Annotated in this window: 12 protein-coding genes and 2 pseudogenes; 8 read left to right on the top strand and 6 right to left on the bottom strand. The window is 60.0% G+C overall.

Features of this window, described 5'->3' with window-relative positions; all coding sequences use genetic code 11:
* The 5 genes and pseudogenes from G4D79_RS33620 to G4D79_RS33600 all read right to left on the bottom strand — a co-directional run.
* Window positions 1-200: pseudogene (locus tag G4D79_RS33620) on the bottom strand (hypothetical protein); the annotation flags it as partial.
* Window positions 200-2,169: pseudogene (locus G4D79_RS33615) on the bottom strand (hypothetical protein). The pseudogenes G4D79_RS33615 and G4D79_RS33620, both read right to left, overlap by 1 nt.
* A gap of 28 nt (window positions 2,170-2,197) precedes the next feature.
* Window positions 2,198-2,500, bottom strand: a complete 303-nt coding sequence (locus G4D79_RS33610; protein WP_214514883.1) for a type II toxin-antitoxin system PemK/MazF family toxin — start codon at window positions 2,498-2,500, stop codon at window positions 2,198-2,200.
* Window positions 2,501-2,716 carry a hypothetical protein gene (locus G4D79_RS33605; protein WP_047270442.1) on the bottom strand — a complete coding sequence of 72 codons (216 nt, stop codon included), beginning with the start codon at window positions 2,714-2,716 and terminating at the stop codon, window positions 2,501-2,503.
* 560 nt (window positions 2,717-3,276) lie between these two features.
* Complete coding sequence (locus tag G4D79_RS33600) at window positions 3,277-3,996, bottom strand: hypothetical protein (protein WP_214514884.1); 720 nt, start codon at window positions 3,994-3,996, stop codon at window positions 3,277-3,279.
* 438 nt (window positions 3,997-4,434) lie between these two features.
* On the opposite strand from G4D79_RS33600, the gene G4D79_RS33595 reads away from it, so the two are divergent.
* The 6 genes from G4D79_RS33595 to G4D79_RS33570 all read left to right on the top strand — a co-directional run bounded on the left by G4D79_RS33595 (window position 4,435) and on the right by G4D79_RS33570 (window position 13,274).
* On the top strand, window positions 4,435-5,199 hold the full coding sequence (locus G4D79_RS33595; protein WP_214514885.1) for a Hachiman antiphage defense system protein HamA: 765 nt from the start codon (window positions 4,435-4,437) through the stop codon (window positions 5,197-5,199).
* Window positions 5,189-8,782 (top strand): DEAD/DEAH box helicase, encoded by a 3,594-nt coding sequence (locus tag G4D79_RS33590; RefSeq protein WP_214514886.1) that lies wholly within the window; start codon window positions 5,189-5,191, stop codon window positions 8,780-8,782. The genes G4D79_RS33595 and G4D79_RS33590 overlap by 11 nt, the downstream gene beginning before the upstream one ends.
* A 64-nt stretch (window positions 8,783-8,846) precedes the next feature.
* Window positions 8,847-9,338 (top strand): hypothetical protein, encoded by a 492-nt coding sequence (locus G4D79_RS33585; protein ID WP_214514887.1) that lies wholly within the window; start codon window positions 8,847-8,849, stop codon window positions 9,336-9,338.
* Window positions 9,339-9,453: 115 nt separating this feature from the next.
* Window positions 9,454-10,995, top strand: a complete 1,542-nt coding sequence (istA, locus tag G4D79_RS33580) for an IS21-like element IS1415 family transposase (protein WP_030538069.1) — start codon at window positions 9,454-9,456, stop codon at window positions 10,993-10,995.
* Window positions 10,995-11,786 (top strand): IS21-like element IS1415 family helper ATPase IstB, encoded by a 792-nt coding sequence (gene istB, locus G4D79_RS33575; RefSeq protein ID WP_003944771.1) that lies wholly within the window; start codon window positions 10,995-10,997, stop codon window positions 11,784-11,786. The genes istA and istB overlap by 1 nt, the downstream gene beginning before the upstream one ends.
* Window positions 11,787-11,840: 54 nt before the next feature.
* On the top strand, window positions 11,841-13,274 hold the full coding sequence (locus G4D79_RS33570; protein WP_214514992.1) for a hypothetical protein: 1,434 nt from the start codon (window positions 11,841-11,843) through the stop codon (window positions 13,272-13,274).
* Window positions 13,275-13,318: 44 nt separating this feature from the next.
* Here the strand turns inward: G4D79_RS33570 and G4D79_RS35155 are convergent, their stop codons facing one another.
* Window positions 13,319-13,768, bottom strand: coding sequence for an LppP/LprE family lipoprotein (locus G4D79_RS35155; RefSeq protein WP_284731229.1), 450 nt, complete (start codon window positions 13,766-13,768; stop codon window positions 13,319-13,321).
* A 325-nt stretch (window positions 13,769-14,093) separates the two neighbouring features.
* Between G4D79_RS35155 and G4D79_RS33560 the strand changes: the two genes are divergently transcribed.
* Both G4D79_RS33560 and G4D79_RS33555 read left to right on the top strand, forming a co-directional pair.
* Entirely contained in the window at window positions 14,094-14,612 is a 519-nt protein-coding gene (locus G4D79_RS33560) for a hypothetical protein (RefSeq protein ID WP_214514990.1), read from the top strand.
* Window positions 14,613-14,899: 287 nt separating this feature from the next.
* Window positions 14,900-15,247 (top strand): hypothetical protein, encoded by a 348-nt coding sequence (locus G4D79_RS33555; protein ID WP_214514989.1) that lies wholly within the window; start codon window positions 14,900-14,902, stop codon window positions 15,245-15,247.
* The last annotated feature ends 12 nt before the right edge of the window (window positions 15,248-15,259 follow it).

The raw sequence follows: 15,259 nt of genomic DNA, 5'->3' as shown, positions 1-15,259 counted from the left end.
TAGGCCTCTTTGCCGATGTCGGTACGGATCTGGCGTACGGAGACTTTGCTGGTGAGTCCGGCCAATCCCCCGCTTTTGACTGATTTCGATTTTTCGATCCCGCTGGTTGCTGCTGTCGAGACGGACACGTTGAGGCCGTCCAAACCGACGGTTTTCTGTGCGGGTTTGGTTGATCGCGGTTTCGGAAGATGCAGGGCCACTATATGTTTCCTTCATCTTCGTCGGTGAACGCAGCTTTGAGTGCGAGGTTGATCTCGTGGGTGTCGCGGGCGTCGGTCAGCATGACAGTGATGTCCTCGGTGAGCGGGGCACGCTTTTCCAGAGTCATTTTCCCTAGTGCGTCACTGTCGGTCTGCGATGTCGGTGCCCGGGGGCAGGGGGTAGACCCAGGAGTCGGTGACCGTGCGCAGTGGCCATCGGCCGGTTTCGCGCGCGATGCGCATCGCGACGCGGCGACCTCGCCAGCGGCAGTGCGCGATGATCGCTGCTCGCCAGAGCGGTTGGTGGTGGTGTTGCATTTGTTTGGCGGTCCACATGTCGGGGTTGACCATTCGGCCGATGTAGCCTTTGTAGCAGGAGCCGATGAACCGTTTCATTGCTGTGTCGCCGGTGTCGACGGCAACTTTGCGGGCTTCTCTCAAGATTTTCGCCCACTTGTCGAGGGCCCGACCTTGTTCGGGGTAGACCCATGCTTCGGTGATGTCGAGGGTCGGCGAGTTCTGCGCCGATTCCGCCATCTGCGATGGAGGTTTGTAGTGCGTCGAGGCTGACGGTGGTGATCCAGGTTTGCACCGGTTGGTCGGCGAGCATGTGTGGGTGAGGTAACGGCAGAGTGGGTGGGAGCGCCAGTATGTCACCGGGTGGGAGGGTTACATGCCACAGCCCGAACGGGGTTTTCGATTGCCGCGCAGCGTCGAGCGCGTTCTCGCCGCGAAGATGTCGAGGTTTTCCGTAGCCGAGTTCGAGCATGCCAGCGGAGGCGAGGTATGCCGCTCGTTGGTCTATCGATACCAGTTGTGTTGCGTCGGAGAGTTCTTCGCTGCCCGGGATGCGGGTCCATCCGACTGCAGGTTCGAGATCTCCGCGGGGTTCGCCGTCCAGTGGTGGTACGGGTCCACCGACGGTGACGACGATTCCTTTACCGCTTCGGGTGCGGTCGCGTTTGATCTTGTCGACGATGGCGGCGCCGGTGCGTGCTGGGGTGGGGCCGGGTAGTACGCCGAGGTGTTGTGCGCACCAGGCGAGTCGGCGTCCCAGTTCCTGTGCAGCGGGGAGGTCGTCGTCGGGGAGGTAGGTTCCGGCGGTGGGTGATCCGAGGATCCCCATGTCTCCCACGCGATTGCCCCATCCGAAGTCTTTGTTCCAGTAGGTCCACACGTAGGGTTCGATGAAAATGTCGACCATGGATGTGAAGTTCCCGGTGGTGCGGGAGAGGTGAACGACGTGGCCGGGTTCTCCGCGGAGTTCCCATCCTGCGGTCAGCATCGGGGTCAGCGTGGCGTGGAGGATCGCGGTGAGTTCTTCGGCCGCGCGTGTGCGGAGGATTTCCATGTCATCGACGTCGTCTTCGCTGCCTGGGTCGATGATCCATCCGAGCATTTCGCATGCTTCGATTCCGACGATCCAGATCTGTGCCGGTGCGCCCAGCGGGGTGAGAGTTGCCCATCTGATGAGTTTGTCGAGTTTTTCGATGGAATCTACTGGGCCGGTGAGCGTGTGGCCGGATGGTGTGTAGGTGCCGGCTGCTGTGACAATGACGGCGTGGCCGTCTGCTGACTCGCTGGCGGGAGGTAGCGCGGCCGGTTCGGTTGCGCCCCGTTCGGACGCCGGGGTGGGTCCCGGTTCCACGTCAGCAGTGGGGTCGTCTTGGGGCACAACGGTCTCAGTATCTGCGACCGATGACACGGGCGACGTCGAGCCGGCACCTTGACGATCTGCGTCGACGCTTTCGCCAGTTTCCGATTCGCCTTCTGGTTCCGCGTCGACACCATCCTCCGCGATCGGCGCGTGGGCATCCATCACGTCAGCATCGGATTCCGGCGTTGCGGCGTCGTCGAGCTCGAAAAGGGCCGGTTCAGAATCGAGATCAGGACCATCCCCCTGAACTTCGGGCACCGGAGGAGGATCGAGATCGAACAGGGGAATCTGCTCCCACTTCTTCACCGCCATCGCTGCCCCATCATCGCTGCTGATGCCCTCATGACTCGAGATCGAATGCAGATCGCAACGCCCTGCTCAACAACACTTCCTGCTCAGGCAGAAGAAATCCTCTGTTCGCCCCGAGAGCGGACACGGGGATGGTCGTAACCCCGTCGCAGTCGACAACCGATCCGTCCTCGACGCCGTTGACGTCACCTAGACTCAGCTCCGTCGACAACCCCCGCCGCACCGAACGAATGGGCGCAACAGTGACCGTTCCCAGATGAGGCCGGACCAACTCTCTCGTCAGAACCAAGACCGGACAAAGATCTCCGAGGTGCGCGTCATGGATCGGGCGCACTCAGTTCTTCTTCCCGTGCGCGGCAGCGATATTCACATCGCCACCTGCGCCGTCAGACAAGATCTCCACGTCACGGACCGCCAGCTGCCGACGTTGCTCACGCTCCAACGCTCGAAGCACGACTTGGGCACGGCTTTTCGCGCGCCCGCCACTGACCTCACTGTCGAGAAACGCCACGATGTCCTCGGGCAGCCGTACCGCGATCTGCGTACTCATAACCACCATGATACCGAATTGGGATGCAAACCGGTACTGGTCCCACATCCATTCATCCCCTTGCAACCACCGCCCCTGACACTCCCGGTGCCGGGGACTGCCGGCCGAACGTCCGGGGACTGCCGGGCCGTCAGTGCCCCAATTACCCGGTGCTGTACAACTCGGCGGCGAAAATGCCCCTCCCCATTGCGTGTGGCATCACCGAAAATCGACGCCCAACGCGTCGGCCAAGTGATGTGCATCGGAGCGCAAGTCCGCAAACACCGTGGGCAATCCTTCGGTGCCAGTACCGCAGCGGCGGGCATACGCGATCATTCCGTCCGCTGCCCGCACAGCGCGGACGTCACTATCGTGGATCTGCCACTCAGACCAGGCACCGCCAAGCCAACCTATGACTGACACGGCCTCCGCTGCGCTGGGTCCTGAAGTGCCTACGTACCAACGAAACTCACGCCAAAGACCAACAGAAACACACTCGCGCTGCGCGCTCCCTCTTCCGCTCACCAAAGATCGAGGTGAGGCCGGGCGCTGCGCGCTCCCCTGCCTCACCTCTCCCCTGGCTAGTCGGCCAACGCGTAGTCGAAATCCAGATACGAGAGATGGCCGCTGATGTGCTCACGAATATCGTCGGAATCAATTCGCTCCTCAGCATCGCGCTGCGAAACACCGCGCACCGTCGCTGTCATCGTTGCAGTCACGGTCACCTCTACCTCCTGGTCACGCTCACGCCCTCGCAACCCGTTCTCTTCCATGAACCGATCGAATTGCTCGCACAAACTGTTGTCATCGGCCCATTCGATCGCCAGATCATTCAAGTTCTCGATCCATTCCTGATGCTTACGCACGGACTCACCCTGCGCGCGCTCCAGAATGGCGCACTTCTCACGCTCGGCTTCCAACTGCACCACAACACGCTGAGCTTCATGCACAGGGGATACGTACTGCCCGAACCACACAGGCGCACACCCAGGCGCTACAGCTGCGGCACGGACCTCTGAAGGCCGCACGGAACCTGCCCACGCCGACAGCAACTTCGGGCCTGGCACAGCCAACTGCGGAGAAACCAACACCACCCTGCCCGACTCCGGCGTAGAAACATCCGCGTCAATAGAAAACCACCCTGCAGCCACCACATCGCCGCTCTCTTCAACTACCTCGGACCACACACCCTCGGAGGGAAAACCGGACACCAACGCGGCGGGCATCACCTCAAGCACCTCCACTCCATCGCGCACAGGAGCCGTGACAGCAAAATCCGCACTCACATCGAGAACAGTCATCAGAAAACCACCCTTTCCAGGTGATCGAATCGGCGGGCTGGTCAGGCGCCACCACTAACAGGACTCCACAACAATACCTCAAGGGGCGGGCCGAAACAATGCGGTGTGTGCTCAATTCGCCCGGTGCACACCATCTTTGAATCATACCGAGATTGCAAGCACAACCGCCAAACGCCCCTGACCCTCCCCGTGCCGGGGGCACGGGGTTTAGCTCATCGGCCCAACCGTTTCGATCGAAGAACATTAGATGTCAACTACGAAACAGATGGTCGGTTAATGTCACCTACAAACCACCCAACAAGTTTCATCGACCACTTCAGGAGCGAAGCAAATGCCGGCACCCCATCGCGCTCCTAGTACTTACTCAAGAAGCCGCATCACTGCCGAAACCACCGTAAGCACGCGCGCCCCGGTAGAGACCTCACAACGGATCCACAAATGACCCAATTCGACACGTGGTGCGATCCGGCAAAGGTCGTGCCGATAAATGGGCACGTAGCTGGATTCCTGGTATCAAATGATGACGACGCCGGAATCGAAGCAGTTGCTAGTACCTTGTCTGAAAAGTACGTGAAGACAGAGGCTTTGGCGATGATCGCTGCCAACAGCAACAAACCACAATTTGCCGAATACCTGCGCAACAAGTTCCCGAACAAACTGACGTCACGTTCAGGAGACATTGGCGAGATTCTCGCAACGTCGTACCTTGAAGAAGAGTGCGGCTACACCGTCGGCCCCAGCAGACTCATGCACCGCGATCACCAAGAATGGGCAATGCGCGGCGACGACGTGGTTGGAGCAAAGTTCGACGCGTCCTCGCAGGTTCAGCTCGCAAAGGGCGAGGCAAAGAGCCGGGGCAAGGCATACAACGACGTCGTCGTCGAGGCACGCGAAGGACTCGACCGCGAGCAAGGGCTACCCTCGGGACATTCCCTGGCACAGTTCGCGGAACGCCTTGTCAGTACGCCCGACGAGGCTCTGGGAATAGCAATCTTCCGTCTGCTGGCAACTGGCGCAGTACGCCCTGGCATAGTGCGGCACTTGATGTTCCTGTTCACGACGAACGACCCGATCAAGTACATATCCGAAGACCTCAACACCTACACCGGCCCGATAGAACAACTGACGGTCACACTCCAGGTCGGCGACCACAAGAGATTCATCAACTCCACCTACGAGATGGCGCCCAACTATGGCCCGTGAGATCCAAGAACTCGTCGCGAGCCTGCGAAGCGCCCTCGAATATCAGCAGAACATACTCGCTCAGGGACAGGCTCAGTCCAGCATCCGCAGGGGCGGTGTCCTACCTGCGGATGCACCGCGCTTCAGCCGCTACCTCGACAACGACCTTCTCAACAACAGCTATGCCATCATCAACACCAGCCTGGGCTTGCTTGACTCGCCCTTAGACGAGATTGAAGACCAGCAAGCGCGGCGACAACTGGTACAGGATGGATTCAATCAGGCATCGCACGCACTCGAGGCCGCCACCCGCAACGCAGCGCCCTCCGAGGACCTCGCATTCCACCGATTGATGGCAGGAGCTGCAAGTCATCTCGGCGGCTTCGCGGCTCGCGCGTTCTCACTCGTCGACGCCAGCATCCGGTCCGGACGTATGACGCCGATGGAAGCCACCCTCGCCGATCTGATCTTGCGGAACCCCATGCAGATCGAAGAGCGAACCCGACTGCTGAAGACATCTACAAGTTTCACCGATGAGGCGCTACTTCAAGCACTCCAAGGGAACCCCGCCGACACAAACGCACTCTCGGCAGATCCGACCCAGCCGGTGGGTGCAAAGATCGAGAACGCAGTATCCGAAGTGGGACCGATCGTTGCCCTACTGAGCGAGCATTACATGTCCGCTGTCTCCAGCGCGATCTTTGCAATCGCTCACGGCCAGGGTCCACTGCTTCGAGCAGCGATAAGGGACCTAGAGAACGGGGAGCAGGCCGCAAGCGACATCAACGCCCCCGGGCCCTGGTGGGTGTACAGACTCACGCGCCGATTGATTGGTGATCTTCAAGAAAACAGCATCAGGAAGAACATTCCCATCACCCGTCCTCCGGCAGCAACCGCTGATATCAAAGCGGATCAACGAGATTGGGAACAGCTCCGCGAGACGCTTGTGGCGACGCTGTTTGCGCGTAAGCGCTCAGAAATCGACCTGTGGCCATCCCAGCTACACGTCCTCGATCAAATATTCTCTGGCACCAACGATCTCGTTGTCGCTCTACCTACGAGTGCCGGCAAGACTCGAATTGCTGAATTAAGCATTCTCGCGTGCCTCGCTCAAGGTCGAAGGGCCGTTTACATCACTCCCCTCCGAGCCTTGTCCGCTCAGACCGAACGCATCTTGGAACGAACCTTCACTCCATTGGGGGTTCAAGTCTCGTCGCTGTACGGAAGCATGGGAACGAGCAACCTCGACGAAGACGCACTTCGAATGAGCGATATTGTCGTCGCCACCCCCGAAAAACTCGACTTCGCGTTGCGCTCAGATCCCTCAGTCCTTAACGACGTCGGCGTCGTGATCCTTGACGAGGGGCACATGATCGGCCCCAACGAACGCGAAGTTCGCTATGAAGCGCAAGTGCAGCGCCTACTACGCCGCGACGACGCCGACAACAGAAGGATCGTGTGTCTCTCCGCAGTCTTTCCCTCGGGAGACGATCTCCAGGACTTCGTCGCATGGATGACCGACGACGATCCAACCGGCCTACACAAGGAAAAATGGCGACCTACACAACAGAAATTCGGCGTCGTCCAATGGCGAAGTGATCACGCCAGACTCGAGATGACCCTGAGCGGTGGGCAATCCGCTTTCATCCCACGGTACGTCGAAGCACAACGTCCAAAAATCGGAAAACGCAAAAACCAGTTCCCTACCAACCCTCGCGAACTGGTCATCTCAACTGCCTGGCGGCTCGTCGAGGAAGGTCAGTCAGTTCTCATTTTCTGCCCTCAACGCCGAGGAGTGACTCCGTACGCCAAAGACATCGTCGGACTCCACCAGCAGGGATTCATAGACACAATCCTCTCCGCCGGCGCCGATCTCACCGACGCCCGCGCAGTGGGCACTGAATGGTTCGGAGCGGACCACCCCATCCTCAAATGCCTAGAACTGGGTGTAGCAATTCACCACGGGACACTGCCAGGCCCCTTCAGAAAGGAAGTCGAACGCCTCCTACACGACGGGTTCATCAAAGTCACCGTGGCGTCCCCGACACTTGCACAAGGTCTGAATCTGTCCGCCTCTGTCGTGCTCTTCCACGGACTTCGTAGCGGCCGAGACCTCCTCACCGGAGCGCAATTTTCCAATGTTATCGGCCGCGCCGGCCGCGCATTCGTCGATACAGAGGGCTTGGTGCTCTACCCCCAATTTCCCTCGGGAGACACACGGAAAGACAAACGAGGCCTTGACGATTGGAAGCGACTAACGACAGGCGAAGAGGGCAAGGATTTGCGATCCGGCCTGATATCGGTGGGTATGGAACTGATTAATCGCGTGACCATCGCGTTCGGCTCTGGCCGCGTAGAAAGTTTCCTCGACTACGTAACGGGCGGGCCGGACTGGGCGTTCCCAGAAAGGGAAGGCGAGCCCGCCAAAACAGCGCTGAACGCGAGAAACGCTTGGCAGACCAATCTGTTGCTGCTAGATACCAGCATTCTCAGCATCATCGGAGATGATGAAGCCGACCCGGACCAAGTCACTCAACTACTCCTCGACATGCTGCGCAAGTCTCTGTGGGAACGACAGCTTGCGCGCTACGAGCAAGCTAACTTGGTCTTGGCACTACGTGCTGTCGTCACCAGTCGCGCGCAATACATCTGGAACAATTCCACTCCAAGTCAACGTCGCGGCTGGTACCTAGCTGGCGTGGGGGAACGCGCCGGATCCGCGCTGGCTGCGGTTGCACCCGACGTCGTCGCCATGATCATTGATGCCGAAGCCGCTATCGCAGCGGACGAGTCCAGCGTTGCAGTCGATCTGCTCACTCGCATCGCCGAATTGCTGTTCACCGTCGACACATTCACACCGGAGACCAAAGAACTCGCACCCGAAACATCTGTCAAGTGGCGGTCAGTCCTTACTCACTGGTTGAGCGGTCGTCCCTTGGAGGAACTGAGCGGCAATCGAGACGACATAGTTCGGTTCATCGAATCGGACCTCGCCTATCGCCTGGTATGGGGGATGGAGGCCGCAAGAGTCTACGAGAAAGCGCAGTTCAATCCCTTCACAGCACTGCTCGCCGGCACAGCTACGGCCGCCGTTGAGACCGGGACACTCAACCCTCAGGCTGCAATAATCATCAGGTCGGGATTCGATTACCGATCCGCTGCAATCAAAGCCGTCGAAAGCGTCGAGTCAACCTTCAATTCGAGCACCGGAATGCGAAGCTGGATCCAAGACCTACCTCACTCCCTGATGACAGATCCAGATTGGCCGACAACCGAATCCCGCAGAGCTTGGCTGCAATTCGTAACTCACACACGTACATCACGTGCGTTCCCCTGGGAGTTTCGAACGTACGAGGTCGAGGATGTCCAATGGGATGAAGAGATACCCGATCCTGAGGCACCGTTGCGGGTCACAGACCTCAGCCCAGGTGTCGTCGAACTGTGGTCGACAGGATTCACCTACCTAGGCGAAGCCCGCGTCGAAATCAATCCCGACCGGAAGGGCGCCTTGTACGCCCGCCGGAACGCACATGACACCTCGATAAAGCTGCACTACCGCGGCCCCAACGACCTTCTTCTCGACATGCTGCATCAAAACCAGTGAGACTGTCATACGAATCAAGCTCCGTTTCGATGTGGAATCCCTCCCAGGACCTACTCTCTAGTGCATGACTGCTACGCCGGCTAGGCCTCCCGCACCCTACGACTCATCGGCCATGCTGGCACTATCAGTGCACGCGAACCCCGGGATTTACGCATTGATCGCCGGCTCAGGCATTTCCTTCGGTGCCGGCGTTCCCACCGGTTGGGGTGTCATTCAAGAGCTCGTCCGCAGGATGGCAAGTGTCGCTGATCCGGACACAGCCCTCGGCACCGAATTCGACGCGGAAAAGTGGTGGGCAGAAACATTTCCCAGCAAAGAACTCGGTTACGACGCCGTTCTCGAAGCGTGCACACTCACGCCCACCGAACGACGACGCTTCCTCGAGCCTTTCTTCGTACCCACCGACGAGGAACTCGAAGCCGGCACGAAAACACCAGCCGAAGCGCACCGAGCTATCGCACGACTGGTCAAACGCGGCAGTATCAAGGTTATCGTGACAACGAATTTCGATGACCTCCTCGAAAAGGCCTTAGACGCTTGTCGACGGCCATCGTAAGCTCCCCACTGGCGGCCATTTATGGCGCATTTTGTGGCCATGGTTTCTCCCCGCGTACGGCCAGATAGTTCCCCACCTGCTGTGAGTCAGATTCGGTCCCGGCAACGCTGGGTGGATGAAATCGAGCAGGGAGATCATGGAAATTTTGGAGGCGTACGACCTCACGGGTAGTTATCGGGCGGCGGCGGAGCTGGCTGGGTGTGATCACCACACGGTGGCCCGGTATGTGCAGATGCGCGCTGCGGGGCAGCCGCCGGACCGCCGGCGGCATCGAGCGCGGGCGATCGACGACTTTCTGCCGAAGATCGAGGAGTTGGTGGTCCGCTCGCAGGGCAAGGTCCGCGCGGATGTCATCCACGAACGGATCGTCGCGCTGGGGTTCACCGGCGGTGAGCGGACCACGCGCCGGACGGTCGCGGAGGCGAAGGCCCAGTTTCGGGCTGGTCGGCGGCGAGTGTATCGGCCGTGGGTAACCGAACCTGGGCTGTGGTTACAGTACGACTTCGGTGACGGGCCAACGATTTCCGGCCGGAAGACGACGTTGTTCTGCGCATGGTTGGCGTGGTCGCGATTTCGGGTGGTGATCCCGATCTGGGACAAGACATTGCCGACGGTGGCGGCGTGTTTGGATGCGACATTCCGCCGCTTGGGCGGGGTTCCGGTCTATGTCCTCACCGACAACGAGAAGACCGCGACGATCGATCACGTGGCCGGGATCGCGGTCCGCAATCCGGAGATCGTGGAGGTGGCACGGCATTACGGCACGACGCTGCGGACGTGTTTACCTGCTGATCCGGAGTCGAAGGGAGGAAGTGAGGCGACGGTGCGGATCGCCAAAGCCGACCTGTTGCCGAAGGAGGTGAACCTGCGCGAGCAGTATCACTCTTTCGGTGAGCTCGAGTCGGCTTGCCGGCAGTTCTGCACCGACGTCAACACCCGCGTCCACAGCTCTACTCGGCGGCGGCCGGTCGAGCGGCTGGCCGAAGAGTTGCAGCGGCTGCATCCGCTGCCGAAATCTCCGTTCACCGCGGTGTTCGGCACTACCCGGCGGGTGAACTGGGAGTCGACGATCTCGGTGGAAGGGGTGCGGTATTCGGTGCCGCACACGTTGATCGACACTCGGGTCTGGGCCCGCTTCCATGGTGAGGAGCTGATCGTGACCGCCGTCGACAATGATGGCGGTGCAGTCGAAGTCGCGCGGCACCGCCGCGGCCAACCCGGTTCACCGGTCCTCGACAACGACCACTACCCACCCCGCCCAGACCGCGACGCCGCCGACCGGGTGCCCAAGCCTCGTACCGCCGCCGAGCTCGCCTTCCTACAGTTGGGCCAGGGTGCCAACAGCTGGCTGGTCGAGGCTGCCGCCGCGGGAGCGCGCCGCATCAGGGCGAAGATGGCCGAGGCCGTGGACCTTTCGAAGCTGCACTCCCCGGACGCAGTCGACAGAGCGTTGGGGACGGCGGCGATGACCGGCCGGTTCGCCGATCGGGACCTGATCTCGATCCTCGACTACCAAGTCACCCACGAACACGCTGATCCGGTCCGTCGCAGCGAGAACCACACTCTGCAACCGGGCACCGCCGCCTGGTCCACCTTCGGCCAGACACCAGCGCCGGCCAGCCCAGCCACTACTGACGATGAAAGCGATGACGCCTGATGAGCACCCCTTTGCGCACTGTTACCAGCGCTAACGGCGACCCGTTGGCCGAGGCGATCGACCTGACTAAACGCCTGAAACTGCCCCATATCCGCAGGTCCTTGAGCGATATCATCCCGACCGCGAAAGCCCAACGCTGGGACCCCGCCGAAGTCGTGCGGGTTCTCCTCGCTGAGGAAGCCGCCGGCCGGGACCGGGCGAACCTGCACACTCGCCGCAAACGCGCGGGTTTCCCTACCGGCAAGACCTTCGGCGACTGGGACGAAACGAAATCGTCGATTCCCCGCGCCACCCAGGACGCGCTCCGCACCCTGGAGTGGGTCGGGCGGCGTGAATGTTTCTGCGTCTGTGGGCCTTCGGGAACTGGCAAGTCTCACTTCACCGAGGCACTCGGGCAGGCCGCAGTCGAAGCTGGGCTGGCGGTGTCTTGGTTCACCATCGAAGACCTCGGTGCCCTGGTCCGCCGGCACCGTGCCGACGACTCCATCGCCCGAGCCCTGACGAGGATCATCCGCTCCGACCTGATCATCGTCGACGACATCGGTCTGCTCCCGGTCTCTGAAGACGCCGCCGAAGGATTCTATCGCCTCGTCGACGCTGCCTACGAACGCCGAGCGATTGCCGTCTCGAGCAACCTGCACCCCTCCGGCTTCGACGAGATCATGCCCAAAACATTGGCCACCGCCACCGTTGACCGGCTCCTGCACCATGCGCACGTCGTCGTCACCGACGGCGACTCCTTCCGCCTCACCGAAGCCACCACCGGCAAGGGGGTGAAGCCCTTCAGCTAACCCAAATCAGAAAGCGGGTGGGGAAAAACAACTGGCCGCCACCGGGGAGAACCCGTGGCCACCAGCGGGGAGAACTACTGGCCGCCTACGGGGAGAACTTCGTGGCCATTGACAGACGCTCAAGGCGTCCCCTACCAGGTCATCTCCTCGTCACGCGACATCGCCGGCGCCGAACCACTGCGCCACAACAACTGCACCATCATCAAAGTGCACGGCGACTACCGCCAAACCGACCAACTCAACACCAGAGACGAACTCGCCACCTACCAGCAGGAAATCAACGACCTACTCACCGTGGTCTTCGACGAGTACGGGCTGATCACCTGCGGTTGGTCAGCGGACTGGGATGCTGCCCTCGTCGACGCCATCACACGAGCCACTTCCCGCCGCTACCCGATGTACTGGGCGAACCGAGGCGCCCTCGGAGTCAACGCAAACCGGCTCGTCGACCACCGGCGCGGAACCGTCGTACCCATCGACGACGCTGACACCTTCTTCGGCCATCTCGCCGACCGGCTCGACGTCCTCGACCGAATGACCAGTCCGCCCCTAACCCTTGACCTGGCCATCGGACAGCTCAAACGCTATCTGCCCGACCCTGCCCGTCGGATCGACCTCCGAGACTTGTTCGACGACGAGATCCAGCGCATTCGAACAGTTCTCGACTCCCGATCATTGTCGCGGGATCGTAACTCACCCGACGAAATTGACGGCGTCAACATACTCCAAATCGAAGCCGACCACCTCACCGACCTGACCAGCACACTCATGCACCTACTCGCCCACGGCATCACACTCGACACCACGCGCGAGCACGACAACCTCTGGATCTGGGTTGTGGAGCAACTTATGCGCGCGTGCCGCCAGACCCCACGCGCCGACGATCCCAATAAAGCCATCTCCGACACGTGGAAGTACCTCGGATACCTCCCGGCATGGCTCGCATTGCAGGCTGCGAGCTTCGCCGCGGTCCTCGCCAAACGCGACGACCTCCTTATCCGACTCCACTCCGAACCCACCACCCACGACCCGGAACTCCGCGACCCCGCTGGAGATCGAGTAGCCGAGTCGCCGGCTGTCGCAGTGCTGTACGAGTACCGACTCTTCCCAGACCTGACTAACACTCTATTTCCTCGAATCAAAAGCCAGGCCCGCCCCTACCACTTCAGCGATTCGAAACTCCAACCACTCTTCGAACCAATCGTCGGCAACAAATCCGCCTACCTCCTGCTCGCCGAGCGAACCGAATACAGAAAAGCGCTCATACAGATCCACCGCGGATCTCCGCACTGCTGGCTGCCCGTTTTGAGCCACACCACCTACGACGGGGACGGCAACTTCCGAACCGAACCATGGCGCCTGACCACTGACTTCGCTGAGCACGCAAGTGACCTTGACTGGACGACAAACCTCAAGATCGACAAGACCAAACTCAAAGGACTCACCATAGAACTGGAAGCGACTGCTCGCTCCCAAAAGTGGTGGTGAATCCTCAAACTCCATGTGAGGGCGCAGGAAACGGTCTACAACGATCAAGCGGGCGGGGTATCCAGCATCTGCACCGACTGGCCATCCCACTGAAAGCGCACCGCAGTAGTGATCCCATCGTTGCAGGCATTGCAGGTTTGTCCTGACTTGTAGGTCAAAACCACCGTATCCGGCGTCGACGTAGAAACATCCAGATCGGTGAAGCCGTATGACTTCGAAGTCCCGGTACCCACGTACTCGCCTCGATGGAACATCAACGCTTGTACCGGCGAACTGCCGGTACCACCCTCCACCATCACAAGCATTGTCGAGAGATCTGCGCAAGGATCGAAGTTACTGGCGACTGGAACTGGTGACCAGCTTCGTCCGGTGACGGAATCGTCCGGAACCTGAGCGAGAGCCTCCGACAACGCATCGGCTTCGCTTGGACCGCAAGATACCGGCCTTGCATTCGTCGACGTCGTATTGGCCTGCGAATCGCCGGAATGCGTCATACGGAGAGCCAAATGGTGCACACAACCACTGAATCTGCTTCAGCCGCACAAACCCGCCGCGAACTTAGTCGACTCTCGATGGGAATACGCACTTGAGCCTATCGTTATGATTTCGTGATCTGTTGGTCGAACCACTGGCCGCGCCGCATTACTGAACCTGTCGTGAGATCGTCAGCGCACCTGCAGAGCAGTGACTGACCCTTGAGCAGCGTTGCCGCGCACGGGAATATTTGAATCGGTTCTATTCGCATTTCAATCGTTTCTTTGATACTGTTCAAACAGAACACAGACTGTTTTTTTCGCGACCCCCGAAGGGATGACTCACATGATGACTGAAACCCTGATCGCAAAGATCACAAAAGCCAACGGCCTCAATCGAATCGAGGTAGATCACGAATCTGTAGAAGACGTACTCGGAGGCGGGTGGGCAATCAACGAAGACCGCGCCACACACGTCAGCCACATCCTCGGCGACATCCCCGGAGAAGGCATCAGATACGCCTACCGAGTCAAAAACATCCGCCAGATCGCACCTCCAGGGACGTGGGGCAACAAGCGGACACGCGTGTTCTTCGATCTCGAACCCGCACCCGAACTAGCACATCTAATCGGCCAGCCTTCTCCCGTAGGCAAAACTCACGGACCCGTAAGTTACGTTCCGACAGCGACTCTCGTCATCGGGACCAACACCGTCGACGAGGATGCCGGCGGATCACATGCCGTAGTGCGCGGAATCTCGGTATTCGTTGACGACGACGGGATTGTGCACATCACCATGCCTGCGGGAACCGAAATCCGCATCAAAACTGGTGCCGAGACCGCGCCTCGCCCGGTCACTGACTAGGCCTCAGCAACCTGCAAGGACTGCACTGAAATGGCCTCGAACATCTTTGGGATGGAACGCTTCTCCTTGAGCACGCACTCGACGTAACCGGTTTGGGACGACGCTATCCGCGCATTAGCCATTGCGCAGATGCGCCCCCACATGCCACGGAAGCCGAAATTGAACCCCGATTCGTGTCGAGTCCATTCGACCGTATACCTGTACCTACGAGTCAGATAATCTGCACCCCATGATCATTCGCGAAAGTGGGGTAGAAATCTCTGCCGCCAGTCCACTACGGTCATCGCATGATCACCTCGCACACGACGTACCGGCGCCTTGTCTCCCACGACGACGCCCCAGCGATGCGCATCGAGGAAGTGCGCATCTACACCCCGCCTCGCGGATGGCGAGAGCTTCTTGAACATCAGGGGAAATACTTTGTCGCGGACGCCATCACAATTCGTACGTCCAGCTACACCGATTTGGACGGAAACGTCATCGATGCCGGCGCCCTGTACCGCCACACTGTGAGCGCTCGACAGGTCACCCCCACGTCCTTCGGTGAGCCCACCACCATCTCGATCGGATGGGGCGACCTACGCCACGTATTGGGGGATGCAATCGCACATGATCTACACGGAATCGCTTGCTAGAAGCATTATTTG

Origin of the sequence: Rhodococcus sp. WY5 (assembly GCF_018588185.1) — a bacterium.
In the GTDB taxonomy this organism is placed as follows: Bacteria; Actinomycetota; Actinomycetes; order Mycobacteriales; family Mycobacteriaceae; genus Rhodococcus_F; species Rhodococcus_F qingshengii.
This window is presented reverse-complemented; position numbering and strand designations above follow the sequence as displayed.

Coding starts and splice junctions, on each gene's coding strand:
- G4D79_RS33605 (WP_047270442.1), bottom strand. CDS start 2,716: ATGAGTACGCAGATCGCGGTACGGCTGCCCGAGGACATCGTGGCGTTT.
- G4D79_RS33600 (WP_214514884.1), bottom strand. CDS start 3,996: ATGACTGTTCTCGATGTGAGTGCGGATTTTGCTGTCACGGCTCCTGTG.
- G4D79_RS33595 (WP_214514885.1), top strand. CDS start 4,435: ATGACCCAATTCGACACGTGGTGCGATCCGGCAAAGGTCGTGCCGATA.
- G4D79_RS33590 (WP_214514886.1), top strand. CDS start 5,189: ATGGCCCGTGAGATCCAAGAACTCGTCGCGAGCCTGCGAAGCGCCCTC.
- G4D79_RS33585 (WP_214514887.1), top strand. CDS start 8,847: ATGACTGCTACGCCGGCTAGGCCTCCCGCACCCTACGACTCATCGGCC.
- istA (WP_030538069.1), top strand. CDS start 9,454: ATGAAATCGAGCAGGGAGATCATGGAAATTTTGGAGGCGTACGACCTC.
- istB (WP_003944771.1), top strand. CDS start 10,995: ATGAGCACCCCTTTGCGCACTGTTACCAGCGCTAACGGCGACCCGTTG.
- G4D79_RS35155 (WP_284731229.1), bottom strand. CDS start 13,768: ATGACGCATTCCGGCGATTCGCAGGCCAATACGACGTCGACGAATGCA.
- G4D79_RS33560 (WP_214514990.1), top strand. CDS start 14,094: ATGATGACTGAAACCCTGATCGCAAAGATCACAAAAGCCAACGGCCTC.
- G4D79_RS33555 (WP_214514989.1), top strand. CDS start 14,900: ATGATCACCTCGCACACGACGTACCGGCGCCTTGTCTCCCACGACGAC.